Origin of the sequence: Salinicola avicenniae, assembly GCF_023736115.1 — a bacterium.
GTDB classification, from domain to species: domain Bacteria; phylum Pseudomonadota; class Gammaproteobacteria; order Pseudomonadales; family Halomonadaceae; genus Salinicola; species Salinicola avicenniae.
The window spans coordinates 77,331-94,121 of sequence record NZ_JAKQZC010000007.1 but is presented as its reverse complement, the minus strand read 5'-3'; the positions used below and the strand labels follow the sequence as shown (position 1 = coordinate 94,121).

Sequence of the window (16,791 nt, the reverse complement as noted above, 5' to 3'; positions counted from 1 at the left end):
TCGACATATCCCTGGGGATGTTGGCGCTGGTTCGACCTGCAGCGACTAATCAATCGGGTCACTGCACGTCATGACATCTTGCCAGGGGCCCCGGGAGCGGAAGTGTGTCGTCGGCTAATGCCGCGAACCCAGGATCAGTGACCGCGGTCACTGATCGGACAGGTTGCGCTCGGCGAGCAGCGTCTCGATACGCTCCACGACTTCCGGTATATCCAGCTGCGTCGTGTCCAGCTCTATAGCATCGTCTGCCGGTTTGAGCGGGGCCACTTCACGCTGCATATCACGCGCGTCGCGCGCTTGGATTTCTTCCAAAAGGGTCGAGAGTCTAGCATCTTCCCCCGCCTGCTGCAATTGAAGCTGCCGACGGCGCGCCCGCTCCTCGGCCGACGCGGTGAGATAGATCTTGAGCGGTGCTGCCGGAAACACCACCGTGCCCATGTCGCGGCCGTCGGCGACCAGCCCCGGCGCCTGACAGAAGTCGCGCTGACGCTGCAACAGCGCTTCGCGAACCGGCGGCAGGGCCGCGACCTGGGATGCGGCACCGCCGACGCCCTCGCTGCGGATCGCCGTGGTGACGTCGTCACCCTCGAGCAGGATACGCGCAGTGCCGGCCTCGACCGCGAACACCACATCCAGCGCCCGCGCCTGGGCCGCCAGTGCCTCGGCGTCGTCGACTGCCACGCCCTTGCGCAGCGCGGCCAGCGCGGTAAGCCGGTAGAGCGCCCCGGAGTCGAGCAGGTGCCAGCCGAGACGCTCGGCAATCATGCGGCTGATGGTGCCCTTGCCGGCACCACCCGGGCCATCGATCGTGACGATCGGTGCCAGTTCACTCATCCCGCGATCTCCTCGAGCGACAGCCCGACGCCGTTGGCCAGCGCCACGAAGCCGGGGAAAGAGGTGGCGACGTTGGCGCAGTCGTCGATCACGATCGGGTCAGCCGCACGCAATGCGGCGATGGTAAACGCCATGGCGATGCGATGATCGCCGAGGCTATCGACCTGGCCGCCGCCATAATTGGCCGCCTCGCCGTCGGCGCCGACGATATCGATACCGTCCTCGTAGACGGTGGCTTCGACACCCAGCACCTCGAGCCCATCGGCCATCGCCTGAATCCGGTCGGACTCCTTCACGCGCAGCTCTTCGGCTCCGCGTAGCCGGGTCGTGCCCGCGGCATTGGCGGCCGCCACGAACAGCGCCGGGAACTCGTCAATCGCCAGCGGCACCTGCTCGACCGGGATGTCGATTCCCTTGAGCGGCGCATAGCGGATATGCAGGTCTGCCACCGGCTCGCCGCCGACCTCGCGCGGATTCTCCAGGCGTAGATCGGCCCCCATCTGCTTGAGGATATTGATCACGCCAATGCGCGTCGGGTTGACGCCCACGTGCTCGAGCACCAGATCGGAGCCTGGCGTGATCGCCGCGGCTACCAGGAAGAAAGTCGCCGACGAGATATCGGAGGGCACATCGATCGGCGCGCTGACCAGCCGACCACCGCCCTGCAGACGCGCTACGTCGCCTTCGCGCTCGACGCTGTAGCCGAAGCCGTTGAGCATGCGCTCGGTGTGGTCGCGGGTGGGAGCCGGCTCCCGCACGCGTGTTTCACCTTCGGCATAGAGGCCTGCCAACAGGAGGCAAGACTTTACCTGAGCGCTCGCCATCGGCATGTCGTAATCGATACCCTTGAGCGGCTGACCGCCGTGAATCCTGAGCGGTGGACGCCCACCCTCGGCCGTATCGATCTTGGCACCCATCAGCCGTAGCGGATCGGCCACGCGCGCCATCGGACGCTTGGTCAGGGAGGCATCGCCGGTCAACTCACTGTCGAATGCCTGGCCGGCCAGCAGACCGGCGAACAGCCGCATCGCGGTGCCGGAATTGCCGACATAGAGCGGGCCCGCGGGCTTCTGAAGGCCGTGCAGACCGACACCATGGATGGTGACTCGCCCCTGGTGCGGCCCCTCGATCGCCACGCCCATGTCGCGGAACGCCTGCAGCGTGGCCAAGCTGTCCTCACCCTCGAGAAATCCATCCACTTCCGTGACGCCGTCGGCGAGCGCGCCCAGCATGATCGAGCGGTGCGAGATGGACTTGTCACCCGGTACGCGAATGCGCCCGCTGACCGCGCCACCGGGCGCCGCCCGGTACTGAACCTGTCGTGCTTCCATGGTTTGATAACTCGTCTGATTCAACAGCGTTTCGAAATAGTGTCGCGCATGGCTGGCGCGATCGAAGGTGCCCAGCATGGCATCCCCATCGCCCTGCTCCACCGCCGCCCGCAGACGCCCGAGCCCCGCCTCGAACTCGTCCAGCGCAGCCAGCAGGGCCCCTCGGTTGGCAGTGAAGATATCCCGCCACATGACCGGATCGCTACCGGCTATCCGGGTAAAGTCGCGAAAACCGCCGGCGGCATAGCGAAAGATTTCCAACCGCTCGTCCTGCCGCGCCAAGGTATCGACCAGCGAAAACGCCAGCAGATGCGGCAGATGACTGGTGCGCGCCAGCACCTGATCGTGACGCGCTACCGGCATTTCCAGGACCTCGGCGCCGCAGCGCTGCCATAGCGTTCGAATGGTTGCCAGCGCCCCGCGGTCGGTCGTCGGCCCGGGCGTAAGGATGACCTTGTGCTGACGATAGAGCGCAGGATTGGCGGCCGCCACCCCGCTTTTCTCGGAACCGGCGATCGGGTGTCCCGGCACCAGCCGCGGTGGCATCTCGCCAAAGGCACGACACGCCGCCTCGCAGACCGCCTGCTTGGTACTGCCGACGTCGGTCAGGATACGATTCCCCAAAAGCGGTGCCAGCGCACGAAACACGCTTTCCATCGCCAGCACCGGCACCGCCAGCAGCACGATGTCGCTGGCCTCGACCAGCGGTGCCAGCGCGGTGCCACCGTCGTCGATCACGCCAAGCTCGAGCCCTGCGGTGATCTCCGCCGGGTTTCGGTCACAGGCCAGAATCCGGCCTCGATACCCGTCGGCCTTCAAGGCCGCAGCCAGCGAGCCGCCAATCATGCCCAGACCGACAATCAGCAGCGTCGGCTCCCGCGCTTGCGACTCGTCCAGACGCATCTACAGCACGCCCACCGGGTAGGAGCCCAACACCTTCATATCGGACGCACGGCGACGTACTTCCTCGATCACCTCTCCGACATCCGGCTGCTCGATATGGCCCTTGAAGTCAATGAAGAAGACATAGTTCCAGGCACCGGTGCGCGAAGGACGCGTCTCGAGACGGGTCAGATCGATGCGATGGCGATGAAACGGCTCGAGAAGATCGTGCAGCACGCCCGGCTCGTTACGCATTGCGACGACCATCGAGGTCTTGTCGTTGCCGGACGGCGGCACGGATTCGTTGCCGATGATCAGAAACCGCGTGGAGTTGTCCGGGCGATCCTCGATTTTCTCCGCCACGTGATCCAGCTCGTAGAGCTTCGCCGCCATATCCCCGGCGATCGCCGCGCTGTGCCACTCACTCTTGACCAGACGCGCCGCCTCGGCATTGGAGGAGACCGCCACACGCTCGGCATGCGGGTAGTGGGCATCCAGCCACTTGCGGCACTGCGCGAAGGATTGCGGGTGCGAGTAGATGCGCGAAATCTTGTCCTGACGAGTAATGCTCGAGATCAGCAGATGATGGTGAATTCGCAGCACCACCTCGCCGCTGATATGCAGCCCCGAATCCATGAATGAATCGAGCGTATTGTTGACCACGCCCTCGGTCGAGTTCTCGACCGGCACGACGCCGTAATTGACCGCACCGGCTTCGACCTCGCGAAACACCTCGTCGATCGCGGCCATCGGCAGACTGACTGCACTATGGCCGAAGTGCTTGAGCGCCGCCTGCTGGGTGAAGGTACCTTCCGGCCCCAGGTAGGCCACCTTGACCGGTTGCTCCAGTGCCAGGCAGGCAGACATGATCTCGCGGAACAGACGCGCCATTTCTTCGCTGTGCAGGGGACCGGGATTGTCGGCCATCACCCGCCGCAGCACCTGTGCCTCGCGCTCCGGGCGGTAGAATACCGCCGCGGGATCGCCGGCCAGCTTGACGTTGGCCACCTGCTGGGCACAGTCGGCTCGCTCGCTGATCAACCGCAGCAGCTCGCTGTCGATCGTGTCGATGCGCTGCCGCAGCACAGTCAGGTCCTGCGGCAATGTGTTGGAAATATCGCTCATGAGTGTTTCCTGCGACTCTCGCATCGCCGATGCCGATCCGGAGCCTTGCTGTCTGTCGTCGGTGCCGCCGCGCTCAACCGCGTCGACGCTCGAAATCCTGCATGAAAGTGATCAGCGCGCGAACGTCGGCCTCGCTGACCGCGTTATAGAGGCTTGCCCGCATGCCCCCCACGCTGCGATGCCCTTTCAAGTTGAGCAACCCCGCCGACTCGGCCTCTTCGAGGAAGGTGGCATTGAGTGACTCATCGGCCAGCGTGAACGGCACGTTCATGATCGAGCGGTTGGCCGGCATGATCGGGTTGGCATAAAAATCGCTCGCATCGATCGCGGCGTAGAGCGACTCGCTCTTGCGCCGATTGATCGCCTCCATCTCGGCCAGACCGCCGATATCCTGCTTGAGCCACTGGAACACCAGCCCCGCGAGGTACCAGGCGTAGGTCGGCGGTGTGTTGATCATCGAGGCATTGTCCGCGTAGACCTTCCAGCCGAGCAGAGACGGCGTGTGCGGCATCGCACGTTCGAGCAGGTCTTCGCGCACGATGACCACGGTGATCCCAGCCGGCCCGATATTCTTCTGGGCACCGGCATAGATCACGCCATACTGGCTGACATCGATCGGCGTCGACAGGATCGACGAGGACATGTCGCAGACCAGCGGAATGTCGCCCTGCGCCGAACGGGCCTCGGGCACGTAGTCATAGGCGAGGCCACCAATGGTCTCGTTATGGCAGTAGTGCAGATAGGCCGCGTCGCCGGAGAGCGCGAGCTCATCCGGGCGCGGCACCTGGGCGTAACCGGCTTCCCGGCTCGAGCCGGCAACATGCGCCCCGCCCAGATGGCTGGCTTCCTTGATCGCCTTGGTCGACCAGATCCCGGTATCCAGATAGTTGGGCGTGCCACCGCCGCCGAGCAGGTTCAGCGGCACACAGGCGAACTGCATGGTGGCACCGCCCTGCATGAACAGCACCCGGTAGTTGTCCGGAATCGCCAGCAGATCACGCAGGTCCTGCTCGGCGCGGGCCGCAATCGCCTCGAAGGTCGGGCTGCGGTGACTCATCTCCATCACCGAAAGCCCCTGCCCCTGATAGTCGAGGAGCTCCTCGCGAGCGCGTTCCAGAACAGCGGCCGGCATTGCCGCCGGACCAGCACAGAAATTGTGCAGACGTGTCATGACCAGGATTCCTGTGGACTTCTCTCGTTAGAACTTGTCAAAACCGCGCCGATCGCAGAGGCACCGACCAAACCGGTCCCGCTGCGTCAGCGCGTCTTTCATCTTCAGCGTAGGCCGGCCTCTCTCATAGACCGGCACCCCGGTACGCCGACGCTCAGTCGTCGCTCGACGTCGAATCGTCGGCAGCCTCGGCGTCGGAGACACCATCGCCCCCAGCCGCCGGCTCGTCGCCTTCCACCGACTCGGCCAATGCGCCAGCTTCATCTTCCAGCGGCTCGTCCTGTGGCTCATCTACCCTGACAGTCTTGACCAGCCGCTCCTCATCGGCGGTCCGAATCAGCGTCACGCCCTGCGTGTTGCGCGAACTGATGGAGACCTCGGAGACGCGGGTACGCACCAGCGTGCCGCGATCGGTGATCAGCATCATCTCATCGTTGCTGCGCACCTGCATGGCCGCTACCAGTGCTCCGTTACGCGCGGTGGTCTGCATGGCAATGACACCCTGGCCGCCACGACCGCGAATCGGGAACTCCTCGAGCCGGGTACGCTTGCCGTAACCGTTTTCGGACGCCGTTAGGATGTAGATCTGCTCATCGCCGTCGCTCTCGACGCTCTCGGCATCCGCGTCGTTGTCCGCGTCGGCATCGATGGTCTGGCTCTGCGGGATGATCAGGCTGATCACCTCGGCACCCTCCAGCAGGCGCATGCCACGCACGCCGCGTGCGGTACGCCCCATCGACCTGACATTGCTCTCTTCGAAGCGGATCGCCTTGCCATTGGAGGAGAGCAGCATGACGTGATCGCTGCCAGAGGTAATGGCCGCACCGACCAGACGGTCACCTTCGTCCAGATCGAGCGCGATCAGGCCAACACTGCGGGGTCGCGAGAACTGATCCAGCGAGGTGCGCTTCACCGTACCGTTGGCGGTCGCGAAGAAGATGTAGCTTTCCGGATTGTACTCACGCACCGGAAGAATCGCGTTGATCGATTCACCCTCGTCCAGGGGCAGAAGGTTGACCATCGGCTTGCCGCGAGACCCCCGGCTGGCGTTGGGCATTTCGTAGGTCTTGAGCCAGTACACCTTGCCGCGGTTCGAGAACAGCAGCATCGTATCGTGCGTCGAGGCCACCACCAGATGCTCGATGACATCCTCGTCTTTCATGGTGGTCGCCGACTTGCCGCGCCCGCCACGCTTCTGCGCCTGATAGTCGGTGATCGGCTGCGTCTTGGCATAGCCGCCGCGGGAGAGCGTAACGACCATGTCCTCCTCGGCGATCAGATCTTCCATCTTCAGGTCGAGGCGACTGGTATGGATCTCGGTGCGGCGTTCGTCACCGTACTGGTCGCGAATCGCCTCGAGTTCTTCGCGAATGACCTCGAGCAGACGATCCGGTGACGCCAGGATATGGTTGAGTTCGGCAATCTTTTCGAGAATGCCGAGATACTCGTCGAGCAGCTTCTCGGTTTCGAGTCCGGTCAGGCGATGCAGGCGCAGCTCGAGGATCGCCTGGGCCTGGGCCGGCGAAAGCCGATATTGCGAACGATCGTCGTTGAGGCCAAAGCCCTCTTCCAGATCCTCCGGCTTGCAAGACGTCGCACCGGCGCGATCAAGCATGCCCGTCACCTGGCCAGGCTGCCATTCGCGGGTCAGCAACTTGTCTTTCGCCTCAGCGGCGTTCGACGACGCCTTGATCAGCTCGATCACCTCGTCGATGTTGGAGATCGCGACCGTCAACCCTTCGAGAATATGGCCGCGTTCGCGCGCCTTGCGCAGCTCGTAGAGCGTACGACGCGTCACCACTTCGCGGCGGTGGCGCACGAAGGCTTCCAGCAACTCCTTGAGATTCAGGGTCTTCGGCTGGCCATCGTCGAGCGCGACGATATTGATGCCGAACACGGTCTCGAGCTGGGTATGGGCGAAGAGGTTGTTGACCACCACATCCCCGGACTCCCCGCGCTTGATCTCGATCACCACGCGCAGACCATCCTTGTCGGACTCGTCGCGGAGTTCGGAAATGCCCTCGACGCGCTTGTCCTTCACCAGCTCGGCGATCTTTTCGATCAGACGCGCCTTGTTGACCTGGTACGGCAATTCGGTGACGACGATCTGTTCGCGCCCGCTCTTCTTGTCGAACTCGACCGTGTGCTTGGCGCGCACGTAAATACGGCCGCGACCGGTGCGGTAGGCCTCGAGAATACCGGCACGGCCGTTGATGATGCCGGCGGTCGGAAAGTCGGGGCCCGGGATGTACTCCATCAAGTCGTCGACCGAGAGCGTGTAGTCCTCGATCAGCGCCAGGCAACCGTTGATCACTTCCACCATGTTGTGCGGCGGAATGTTGGTCGCCATGCCGACCGCGATACCGGAAGCGCCGTTGATCAGCAGGTTCGGGACCTTGGTCGGCAGCACTTCGGGAATGCGTTCGGTACCGTCGTAGTTGTCGACCCAGTCGACGGTCTCCTTCTCGAGATCCGCCAGCAGTTCGTGCGAGAGGCGCGCCATGCGCACCTCGGTGTAACGCATGGCGGCGGCGTTGTCGCCGTCGATCGAGCCGAAGTTGCCCTGACCATCGACCAGGACATGGCGCATGGAGAAATGCTGCGCCATGCGGACGATGGTGTCATAGACCGCGCTGTCACCGTGGGGGTGATACTTACCGATCACGTCGCCGACCACACGCGCCGATTTCTTGTACGGCTTGTTCCAGTCGTTGCCGAGCTCGTGCATCGCGTAAAGCACGCGGCGATGCACCGGCTTCAGGCCATCGCGGACGTCGGGCAGTGCACGCCCGATAATGACGCTCATCGCGTAGTCCAGGTAGGACTGCTTGAGCTCATCCTCGATGTTGACTGGCAGAATTTCTCTGGCGATATCACCCATGGGTCGTCAAATCCTTTGCGCCGCTGCCACGATCGTCCGGCGACCGTGGCAGCGTTAATGAAGCCCCGACACCGCGACTGCCTGTTGCAGCCGCGCAATCCTCGGATCATACCATTTCAGGACTTCCAAAGGCAGGCATTGACGCGCCTCGAAAGGGTTTTCTAGGCAGAGGGCGGCGGGGTCACCAGCAGCGGTGACAGGCGCTCGTGCCACAAACCCTCCATCGGAATGGGGCGACCGTTGGCCTGATCGAGCAGCACGAAAGTCAACGTTGCCGCGACCACGACCTCGCCGGTGGCGCCGTGCACGATACGATGACCGACGCGACCGCTGCGCCCCCCGAGATGCGACAGCCAGGTTTCGACCTGAAGATCGTCGCTCATCACTGCCGCTCGGCGGTAGTCGATATTGAGGTTGACTGCCACCAGCGCGACGCCGGCCGCCAGAGACGCTGCGAAGTCAGGATGATTATCGACGAAGGCCCAGCGCCCCTCTTCCAGAAACTCCAGATACCGCGCGTGATTGACATGCCCATAACCGTCGAGGTGAAAGCCCCGTACGCGAACCTGAGTGACCGTGATGCGAGAATCCATGCTCTGACTCCTGTTGTCGTATCCCACGCCCGCCGGCGCTGCCCGTCGCGCGGCGACCACTGCTAAACCATACGCCCGTTTGAAACAACGCGACAGCTTCCGAAAGTCGACCTCGGTGGTAACGGCAAGGCCGTTTCGCCATAATGTGCGTCCTTTCAAACGGAACGGGCGTATGTGGTTCAAGCATTGTCATCTTTATCGCTGCCATGACGTCGAGGTTCTCTCGTTGGAGAACCTGGAGAGCGCACTGGCAGAGTTCGCGTTTCGCCCCGTCTCCCCTCGCGAGGCACGGCGCGTCGGCTGGAGTGCCCCTGCCGGCCGCCAGAGCGAACAACGCGCGCACGAAATCCAGGGACATCGTCTTCTGTCGATGCTGCGCCAGGAGCGCCTGCTGCCGGCGGCCGTCGTCAACGAAGAGGTCAACGAGCGTCGCGAGGCGCGCGAACAGGCCGAGGGCCAGCCTCTGACGCGCCGCGAGCGCCAGCTCCTCAAGGAGCAGGTGATGGACGAGCTGCTGCCGCAGGCCTTCACGCGGACGCAGCGCGTCGAGCTGTGGTGGGACACCCGGCGCCAGCTGATCGGCATCAACGCTTCCAGCCGCAAACGCGCCGAGGAAGTTCTCGATCTGCTGCGCCAGACGCTCGGTTCGCTCAAGGTCACGCCACTGGCAACCAAGACGCCGCCGGCTCGTGGCATGACCCAGTGGCTGAGCGACGTCAGCAGCCGTCCGGACGGCCTGCTCCTGGGCGACCAGGTCGAGCTGCGTGCCGCCGAGGACGACGGCGTGCTGCGCGCGCGCCAGGTCGATCTCGACAGCGAGGAGATTCAGTCGCTACTGGAGAACGGGCGCCAGGCCAGCCGGCTGGCGCTGGGCAGCGAAGGACAGCTGCGCACCGTGCTGCACGACGACCTGGCACTCAAATCCCTGCAATTCGACGACGCCCTGCTGGACGAAGCCAGCCAGAGTGAAGACGGCGACGACCCGGTCGTGCGTCTGGAAACGGATTTCGCGCTCATGTCACAGGCCCTGGCCACCTTTATCGAACAATTGATCGACTGGCTGGGCGGCGAGGCCGACCCATCAGCCCCGAACCCATGACGCAGAACGCCATCATCGACAAACCCAATAGCGCCGAGGCCGCCATCGACCTCGACCGCTTCGCCGACATTCGCCCCTATCACGACGACGAAGTCGCGACCGTTCTGGCGCGGCTCGCTCACGACAGTGAGTTGCTCAGCGCGATCACGCACTACCGACTGCCGCGCATGAGCCGCTTCGCACCACGCCTGGCGCGGGCGCTTGCCAGCTTTCGCCTGCAGCGAGAGATGCGCAACGTGACGACGATTCGCGATTTCCAGCTACGCATCGCCAACTACATGGCGCGCATGATCGCCAACACCACCCGCGGCTTCCACGTCGAGGGACTCGACAAGCTGTCGAAGGACGAAGGCTACCTGTTCATCGGCAACCATCGCGACATCGCTCTTGACCCGGCGTTCGTCAACTACGCCCTGCACGTCAAGGGCCACGACACCGTGCGCATCGCGATCGGCGACAACCTGCTGCAGAAACCCTTTGTGACCGACCTGATGCGGCTCAACAAAAGCTTCATCGTGCCGCGCTCGGTCAAGGGCAAACGCGCCATGCTGGCAGCCTATCAGTCGCTCTCCGGCTATATTCGCCACTCGATCACCGATGACAACCACTCGGTCTGGCTGGCGCAGCGTGAAGGCCGCGCCAAGGACGGCATCGACCGCACCGACAGCGCGATCGTCAAGATGCTGTGCATGGCGCGCCGCCTGGAAGAGGGCGACAACGACATCGGTAATGCCGTGCGTGAACTCAAGATCGTGCCCGTCTCGATCGGCTACGAATATGATCCGTGCGATATTCACAAGGCACGCGAGCTTCACGCCAAGGAGACCGATGGCCGCTACCAGAAAGTCGAATTCGAGGATATCCGCTCGATCGTGGCCGGAATCACTGGCGACAAGGGACGGGTCAAGCTCGTCTTCGGCACGCCACTGACGGCGGACCTGTCGACGCCCGACGACGTGGCCGCGGAGATCGATCGCCAGGTACTGGAAACCTACCCGCTGTTTGCCAGTCATCAGCTCGCACTGGCGGAGACCGGGCTCGCCCCGGATCTCGTCGATCTCTCCGACGTCACGCCGGAAGATCGCGAACGGTTTCAGGCACGCCTGGCATCGGTGCCTGCCCCGCTGCGCCAGCAGTGGCTACGGCAGTATGCCAATCCGATTCTCAATCGCGCCGGCCGCGCCTCCTCGCCGGATAGCTGAACCCTCTCGTCTCACCTGTATCGCCGGCCACGGTCGGCGATACCCTTCGTCATCAGCCGGCATGATCTGCCCGTCCATCAGGGCCAAGCTACCCTCTTACCTCCCTTCTCGCCCGACTGGATAACGTGCCCTCCCCCCATCTCAGCAATAGCCTCCCTGCGACACCCCTGCGACATTCCTTAGACACTCCGCCCTGGCATCGCGAACATTGTTTTCTTACAATGACATTAAGTTTAGCCGTCTAATTAGCTTGTTTAACGTTTCAGGCCAGTCTCATGGGCTCTCTACCCGATATTGACTCTTTTCCCCGAACACTGCCCGGCGACTCTCCGCTCACGCCACCACCGGACACCCCCATCCTGCTGCAACGCGGTGAAGGATTGCTCAAGGCCGATGTCGTGCTGACGGCCCATGATGGCGCCCCGGTCGTGCTGAAGGACTACCGTCGCTACGCCGGCACCTGGATGGCACTGCCCGCCCGCCTGCTGATCCGCCATGAAACGCGCATGCTGGAACGACTGCGCGATTGGCCGCATTCACCCAATGTGGTGGGCCATCTCGGCAAGCTGGCGATGCTGCTCGAGTACGTGCCGGGCGAAATGCTCAGCGAGTCGCTGGATCCGGCCAACCCGCTTTACTTTGCTCAGCTGATGACCGCACTGACATCGCTGCATGCCACGTCGATTGTGCATAACGATGTTCGCGGCTCCAACGTGATCGTTCATCGCGGCCGACTGGTATTGATCGACTTCGCCTCGGCGCTCTACCTGCCCGGTGGCAGACTGGTGCGCTTTCTGCTGAAGCCCATGCGACGTAGCGATATTTCCAGCGTGCTGAAGTTCAAGGCGCGCCTCACCGGCGAAGCCTTGACCGAAGAGGAGAAGCGACTCGGTCGCAAGCCGGAGTGGATCCGTACCCTGCAGCGCGTGTGGAAGAAGCGCCTGCTGCCGTACCTGAAGTCGCGTTTTGCCGGGCCGAACCGCCGGCGGTAACGCCAGCCTATCTCGGATACAGGCACGCTCCGGCGTCGGCGTGCCAGGCCGCGGTCATAGCAGAAACCATCCGACCGATCCTATTTGCGCCAGAAGAACGGCATCAGCAGCACCAGCACCGTCAGGATCTCCAGGCGCCCCATCAGCATGCCCACGCAGAGCAGCCACTTGGCGGCATCCGGCAAGCTGGCGAAATTACCCGACGGGCCGATGACCTCGCCAAGACCGGGGCCGACGTTGGTCAGCGCCGTGGAGGCGCCTGTGATCGCCGTCACCATGTCCAGGCCGAGCGCGGCCAGCGCCAGCGACAGCACCGCCACCGTCAGGAAAAAGAAGAACGAGAAGGCAATGACCGCTCGCACGACCTCGTCATTGAGCGGACGACCATTGTAGCGCTGGGCAAAGACACCACTGGGATGAACCAGATAGCGCAACTGATTGACCAGCATCAACACGCCAATCTGGAAACGGAATATCTTGATGCCGCCACTGGTCGATCCGCTACAACCGCCGACGAAGGTAATGAAGAAGAAGGTGGTGACCGCTAGCGGCCCCCACTGCGTATAGTCGTCGCTGGCATAGCCGGTGGTGGTCACCACCGAAATCACGTTGAACGCGACCTCCGTCAAGGCTTCAAAAGGCGACTCGGTGAATGCCAGCGTGCGATAGAGCGTCAGCGCGGCGATGACCAGTGCCAGCAGTACCAGCAGGCCGCGCACCTGCTGATCCCGCCACAGCGCGCCGCGACTGTCGCGCAGCAGCCGAATGTAGAGCACGAACGGCAGCGCCCCGGCGAGCATGAACAGGCAGCCCAGCCAAAGAATCAGTGGGCGGTCGTGATAGATGCCGAAGGAAGCATCGTAGTTGGCAAAACCACCGGTGGAGACCGAGCTCATGGCATGCACGATGGCATCCAGCATGCCCATGCCGGCCCAGCGATAGCTCAGGAAGGCAACCAGAGTAAAGCCGAGATAGATGATCGTCGACGCCTTGGCGATGCCACCGGCACGGGGCAGCACCTTGTCCGACCAGTCCGAAGATTCGGTCTGAAACAGCCGCATACCGCCGACTTTCAGAAACGGCAGAATGGCGATTGCCATGACAATAATGCCGATGCCGCCGAACCACTGCATCAGGCCGCGCCAAAGCTTCAGGCCATCCGAAAGGTGCTCGATGCCGGAAAGCACCGTCGAACCGGTCGTGGTGATCGCCGAGACCGACTCGAAGACCGCATCGCTGAACGAGAGCTGCGGCGCCCCCAGCACCAGCGGCAGGCTGGCGAAGGCACTGATCAGCACCCAGCTCAGCGTCGTCAGGATAAACATGTGGCGAGTCTTCAACTCCACCGGCGCACGCCACGTCCAGATCAGCAGCGTCACCGAGACCAGCGCGACCAACCCCATCGATTGCAGAAAGGCCCACAGATCGGGGTCATTCTCCATCCCCAGCAGAACAATCGGCGGCAGCATGAACAGCGCCAACACCAGTAACAGCAGAGCCAGAATCTTGAAAATCGGTTTGGCGTCTCGCAACGTTCTCTCCCCTGCCGCACGGCCTTCCCTGATTTGCCGACCCGCCACGCAAGGTAACCATTTGCCTGACGGCTCACGCGGGAAGCGATCATAGCCAAAGCCGCAACGGAACACACGGGCAGAACGCCCTTCGATACGAGGGACAAGCTCATCAACGCCTTGGCGCGGTGTGCTATCGTGTCGCCAACGACAACCTTCACGGGCGCGCGAGACTGCGTCCGTCGACCACGAATCCCCGCGGGAGAGAGAGCATGAGTTCGGCATCGGAAATGCAGAAGGTGCGCATCATTCACGAACTGCGCGCCTTCATCAAGAAACTGCTGCAGGAGCCGGGTATTCTGGAGTCCTCGCTCGAGATCGCCAAACGGCACTCTGACGGCAGCAATGATCCCAAGGCGTGGGCCGCCATCGCCAATGAGATCTCCGCCACCACCAGCGTGCATATCCCGGAAGACCCGACGGAACACTCGGATGCCGACAAGCTGTTTCTCGAAGTGCTACGGGAAGTGGTCGGAGAGGAGAAGGCGCTTTATTGAAGCGCGGATTTTTTTAAGCTTACGCTTAAAGAAGGCCGGCGAAAGCCGGCCTTTAAAAGACGCTTATGCCGAGCAGCCATCCGGTGCGAAATCCGAATCCATGTTCTCGGTGGTACACTGCCAACCCTCGTTTTCATCCCTAGTTAGCCGAATAGAAGGCGCACCGCCGTCTTGCAAAGCAGTGGAATACGTTGGCGCTCCATCTCCGTTCAGCGCGCTCCCTCCTCCAAAACTGTAAACCAACGAAGGCGTTGTGGACGCCGGCTGCTCTACGCTGATTTCTCCGTACGCTTGTTGACTAGCAACCCCCAAGTTGCCATCTACCGCCTCTTCTCCATCTGAGGCATCGCTGGAAAATTGAAGTATCTCCCCTTGCTGTACCCCAATTTCTGCTTGGGTCACAATTCCACGTAACGTGGCGTAAGCTGCGGTAGCCTGAGATCGAGCAATGTAGTTCTGGTATTGCGGAATCGCGATCGCCGCTAGAACACCGATGATTGCGACAACAATTAACAGCTCGATCAGCGTAAAGCCGCTCTGCCGATGTCCCTGCTGCCCCTGTTTGGCTTGCTGCATATGAGGTTCCCTGTCCTGATTCGGTGGTCTGGAGCCCGGATTTGCCGATGGAAGCCTCATCACGACAGGACAACGCCCATCCAAACGGCCATCCGGTTGATACATAAAATTACACTCAATCACGTATCAACACCACTTATCGGCGCCTCGGTCAAAATCCTTAAAGAAAACGCCAAGCTAGCCGATAGGACGGCCGTTAAGCCGGATTCACGGCCTTCCCGATCAAGGCGCCTCTCCATGCAGGAAGCTTCCTCCTCCAGGACCCACCGCGGTCTCGCCAAGCGGTTTATCGACCGCGGCCTGATCGATACCGCCAGCTGCGAGCGCGCCTTCGACGAGGCCGCCGAGGCCCAGCAGACCCTGATGGAATTTCTGGTGCGCAACGGGCGCATCGATCCGCATGAGGCCGGCGTCCTGGCCGCCCATGAATATGGCATGCCGTTTCTGGATCTGACCCACGTCGACTGGCAGCGCCTGCCGTTCGTCGAGCCGGTCGCGGACAAAGTCGCCCAACGCTATGGCGTGCTGCCATTGGCGCGCAACGAGCGTCGCCTGACCGTGGCCGTCGCCTTTCCTTCCATGCTGGCCAAGCTTGACGAACTGCAGTTCACCACCGGACTGGCGATCGAAGGCGTTCTGGTCGCCTTCGATCAACTCGAACGCGCGCTCACGCGACAGCATCGACACCAGGAACACTCGGGCATGCTAGAGGCGCTCGACGAAGCCAGCGAATCGCTGACGCTCGACAACAGCGAGGTCGACCTCGAGCGAGAGGCGGCCGCACTCGGCGATAGCGACGGCGACGAGCCGGTCGTGCGCTTCGTCAACCGCATCCTGCACGACGCGATCCAGCGCGGGGCCTCGGACATTCACTTCGAACCCTACGAATCGAGCTACCGTATCCGCTTTCGCGTCGACGGCATGCTGCTGGAGATCGCGCGCCCCCCGCTCTCGCTGCGCACCCGGCTGGCCGCGCGACTCAAGGTGATGGCACGCTTGGACATCTCCGAACGGCGTCTGCCACAGGACGGCTCGATGAAGCTGCGCGTCGATGCCAGCCACGCCATCGACTTCCGCGTCAACACGCTGCCGACGGTGTTCGGCGAAAAAGTCGTCATGCGCCTGCTCGATGCCCGCTCCGCCGACTGGGGCATCGACGCCCTCGGTTTCAGCGCCGAACAACGGACGCTCTTCGAAACCGCCCTGGCGGCGCCCCAGGGGATGATCCTCGTGACCGGGCCGACCGGTAGCGGCAAGACCGTCACGCTCTATACCGGTCTCAACGTCCTTAATACCGAAGCACGCAATATCTCCACGGCTGAGGACCCGGTCGAACTCAAGGTGCCGGGCGTCAACCAGGTCAATGTGCAGCCGCGTATCGGCCTGGATTTCGCCAGCGCGCTGCGAGCCTTTCTGCGTCAGGACCCGGATGTCGTCATGGTCGGCGAGATTCGCGATCTGGAAACCGCAGAGATCGCTGTCAAAGCGGCGCAGACCGGTCACCTGGTTCTCTCCACGCTACACACCAACTCCGCCGCGGAAACTCTGACGCGCCTGCGAAACATGGGCGTGGAAAGTTTCAACATTGCCAGCTCCGTGTCGCTGATCATCGCCCAGCGTCTGGCTCGCCGCCTCTGCCCTCGCTGCCGGCAGCCGGCAGAGATACCGGCGGAGGTATGGCGCCGCGAAGGTGTCGACGCCGCACGGCTTGCCGACGCCACGCCCTACCGCGCCGTCGGCTGCGACCACTGCACGCTGGGCTACAAGGGGCGTATCGGCCTGTATGAAGTGGTACCCGTCGATCATGACATGCGCCAGATGATCATGAGCGAGGCCCACGCGGCAGAGCTCGCAGGCCTCGCCCGAGAAGCGGGCTGTCCGAGCCTGCGCCAGAGCGGTATCGACAGGGTGCTCGAGGGCATGACCACGCTGGAAGAGATCAGTCGCGTAACGACCGGCTGACAAGGGCCGCAAGCTCGCTCCCGATACCGCCGAGCGCCTGATACTGCAGGCCGCATGAGCGGATCGGTCGTTTCG

The 16,791-nt window shown here is 62.9% G+C and carries 13 protein-coding genes; 5 read left to right on the top strand and 8 right to left on the bottom strand.

Going from position 1 to position 16,791, the window contains the following annotated elements:
* Positions 1–147: 147 nt before the first annotated feature.
* From cmk to MC381_RS17245, 6 genes are all read right to left on the bottom strand, one after another.
* On the bottom strand, positions 148–834 hold the full coding sequence (gene cmk / locus MC381_RS17270) for a (d)CMP kinase (RefSeq protein WP_251979004.1): 687 nt from the start codon (positions 832–834) through the stop codon (positions 148–150).
* The gene (locus MC381_RS17265; RefSeq protein WP_251979003.1) at positions 831–3,068 is read right to left on the bottom strand and encodes a bifunctional prephenate dehydrogenase/3-phosphoshikimate 1-carboxyvinyltransferase; all 2,238 of its coding nucleotides are present in this window, start codon (positions 3,066–3,068) and stop codon (positions 831–833) included. Before MC381_RS17265 ends, cmk begins: the two co-directional genes overlap by 4 nt.
* Complete coding sequence (pheA, locus tag MC381_RS17260; RefSeq protein WP_251979002.1) at positions 3,069–4,172, bottom strand: prephenate dehydratase; 1,104 nt, start codon at positions 4,170–4,172, stop codon at positions 3,069–3,071. It abuts the gene before it with no gap.
* Positions 4,173–4,245: 73 nt separating this feature from the next.
* Positions 4,246–5,343: a 3-phosphoserine/phosphohydroxythreonine transaminase gene (gene serC / locus MC381_RS17255; protein WP_251979001.1), complete on the bottom strand. Its 1,098-nt coding sequence runs from the start codon at positions 5,341–5,343 to the stop codon at positions 4,246–4,248.
* A gap of 154 nt (positions 5,344–5,497) precedes the next feature.
* Entirely contained in the window at positions 5,498–8,224 is a 2,727-nt protein-coding gene (gyrA, locus tag MC381_RS17250; protein WP_251979000.1) for a DNA gyrase subunit A, read from the bottom strand.
* A gap of 161 nt (positions 8,225–8,385) precedes the next feature.
* The gene (locus tag MC381_RS17245) at positions 8,386–8,817 is read right to left on the bottom strand and encodes an acyl-CoA thioesterase (RefSeq protein ID WP_251978999.1); all 432 of its coding nucleotides are present in this window, start codon (positions 8,815–8,817) and stop codon (positions 8,386–8,388) included.
* A gap of 172 nt (positions 8,818–8,989) precedes the next feature.
* On the opposite strand from MC381_RS17245, the gene MC381_RS17240 reads away from it, so the two are divergent.
* The 3 genes from MC381_RS17240 to MC381_RS17230 all read left to right on the top strand — a co-directional run bounded on the left by MC381_RS17240 (position 8,990) and on the right by MC381_RS17230 (position 12,110).
* Complete coding sequence (locus MC381_RS17240) at positions 8,990–9,916, top strand: recombination-associated protein RdgC (RefSeq protein WP_251978998.1); 927 nt, start codon at positions 8,990–8,992, stop codon at positions 9,914–9,916.
* Positions 9,913–11,118: a 1-acyl-sn-glycerol-3-phosphate acyltransferase gene (locus MC381_RS17235; RefSeq protein WP_251978997.1), complete on the top strand. Its 1,206-nt coding sequence runs from the start codon at positions 9,913–9,915 to the stop codon at positions 11,116–11,118. The genes MC381_RS17240 and MC381_RS17235 overlap by 4 nt, the downstream gene beginning before the upstream one ends.
* A 275-nt stretch (positions 11,119–11,393) precedes the next feature.
* The gene (locus MC381_RS17230) at positions 11,394–12,110 is read left to right on the top strand and encodes an RIO1 family regulatory kinase/ATPase domain-containing protein (RefSeq protein WP_251978996.1); all 717 of its coding nucleotides are present in this window, start codon (positions 11,394–11,396) and stop codon (positions 12,108–12,110) included.
* An 80-nt stretch (positions 12,111–12,190) separates the two neighbouring features.
* Here MC381_RS17230 and MC381_RS17225 read toward each other — a convergent pair whose 3' ends face one another.
* Positions 12,191–13,642, bottom strand: a complete 1,452-nt coding sequence (locus MC381_RS17225) for a TrkH family potassium uptake protein (RefSeq protein ID WP_286009797.1) — start codon at positions 13,640–13,642, stop codon at positions 12,191–12,193.
* A gap of 251 nt (positions 13,643–13,893) precedes the next feature.
* On the opposite strand from MC381_RS17225, the gene MC381_RS17220 reads away from it, so the two are divergent.
* Positions 13,894–14,178 carry a hypothetical protein gene (locus tag MC381_RS17220; RefSeq protein ID WP_251978995.1) on the top strand — a complete coding sequence of 95 codons (285 nt, stop codon included), beginning with the start codon at positions 13,894–13,896 and terminating at the stop codon, positions 14,176–14,178.
* A gap of 63 nt (positions 14,179–14,241) precedes the next feature.
* On the opposite strand, the gene MC381_RS17215 is transcribed toward MC381_RS17220, so the two are convergent.
* Entirely contained in the window at positions 14,242–14,754 is a 513-nt protein-coding gene (locus MC381_RS17215) for a pilin (RefSeq protein ID WP_286009796.1), read from the bottom strand.
* Positions 14,755–14,991: 237 nt separating this feature from the next.
* On the opposite strand from MC381_RS17215, the gene pilB reads away from it, so the two are divergent.
* Positions 14,992–16,716, top strand: coding sequence for a type IV-A pilus assembly ATPase PilB (gene pilB, locus MC381_RS17205; RefSeq protein ID WP_251978994.1), 1,725 nt, complete (start codon positions 14,992–14,994; stop codon positions 16,714–16,716).
* Positions 16,717–16,791 lie beyond the last annotated feature (75 nt).

Bases quoted from the DNA above. Each gene is read 5' to 3' on its own strand.
- MC381_RS17240 (WP_251978998.1), top strand. From the start codon at position 8,990: ATGTGGTTCAAGCATTGTCATCTTTATCGCTGCCATGACGTCGAGGTT.
- MC381_RS17245 (WP_251978999.1), bottom strand. From the start codon at position 8,817: ATGGATTCTCGCATCACGGTCACTCAGGTTCGCGTACGGGGCTTTCAC.
- gyrA (WP_251979000.1), bottom strand. From the start codon at position 8,224: ATGGGTGATATCGCCAGAGAAATTCTGCCAGTCAACATCGAGGATGAG.
- MC381_RS17235 (WP_251978997.1), top strand. From the start codon at position 9,913: ATGACGCAGAACGCCATCATCGACAAACCCAATAGCGCCGAGGCCGCC.
- pheA (WP_251979002.1), bottom strand. From the start codon at position 4,172: ATGAGCGATATTTCCAACACATTGCCGCAGGACCTGACTGTGCTGCGG.
- MC381_RS17220 (WP_251978995.1), top strand. From the start codon at position 13,894: ATGAGTTCGGCATCGGAAATGCAGAAGGTGCGCATCATTCACGAACTG.
- serC (WP_251979001.1), bottom strand. From the start codon at position 5,343: ATGACACGTCTGCACAATTTCTGTGCTGGTCCGGCGGCAATGCCGGCC.
- cmk (WP_251979004.1), bottom strand. From the start codon at position 834: ATGAGTGAACTGGCACCGATCGTCACGATCGATGGCCCGGGTGGTGCC.
- pilB (WP_251978994.1), top strand. From the start codon at position 14,992: ATGCAGGAAGCTTCCTCCTCCAGGACCCACCGCGGTCTCGCCAAGCGG.
- MC381_RS17230 (WP_251978996.1), top strand. From the start codon at position 11,394: ATGGGCTCTCTACCCGATATTGACTCTTTTCCCCGAACACTGCCCGGC.
- MC381_RS17265 (WP_251979003.1), bottom strand. From the start codon at position 3,068: ATGCGTCTGGACGAGTCGCAAGCGCGGGAGCCGACGCTGCTGATTGTC.
- MC381_RS17215 (WP_286009796.1), bottom strand. From the start codon at position 14,754: ATGCAGCAAGCCAAACAGGGGCAGCAGGGACATCGGCAGAGCGGCTTT.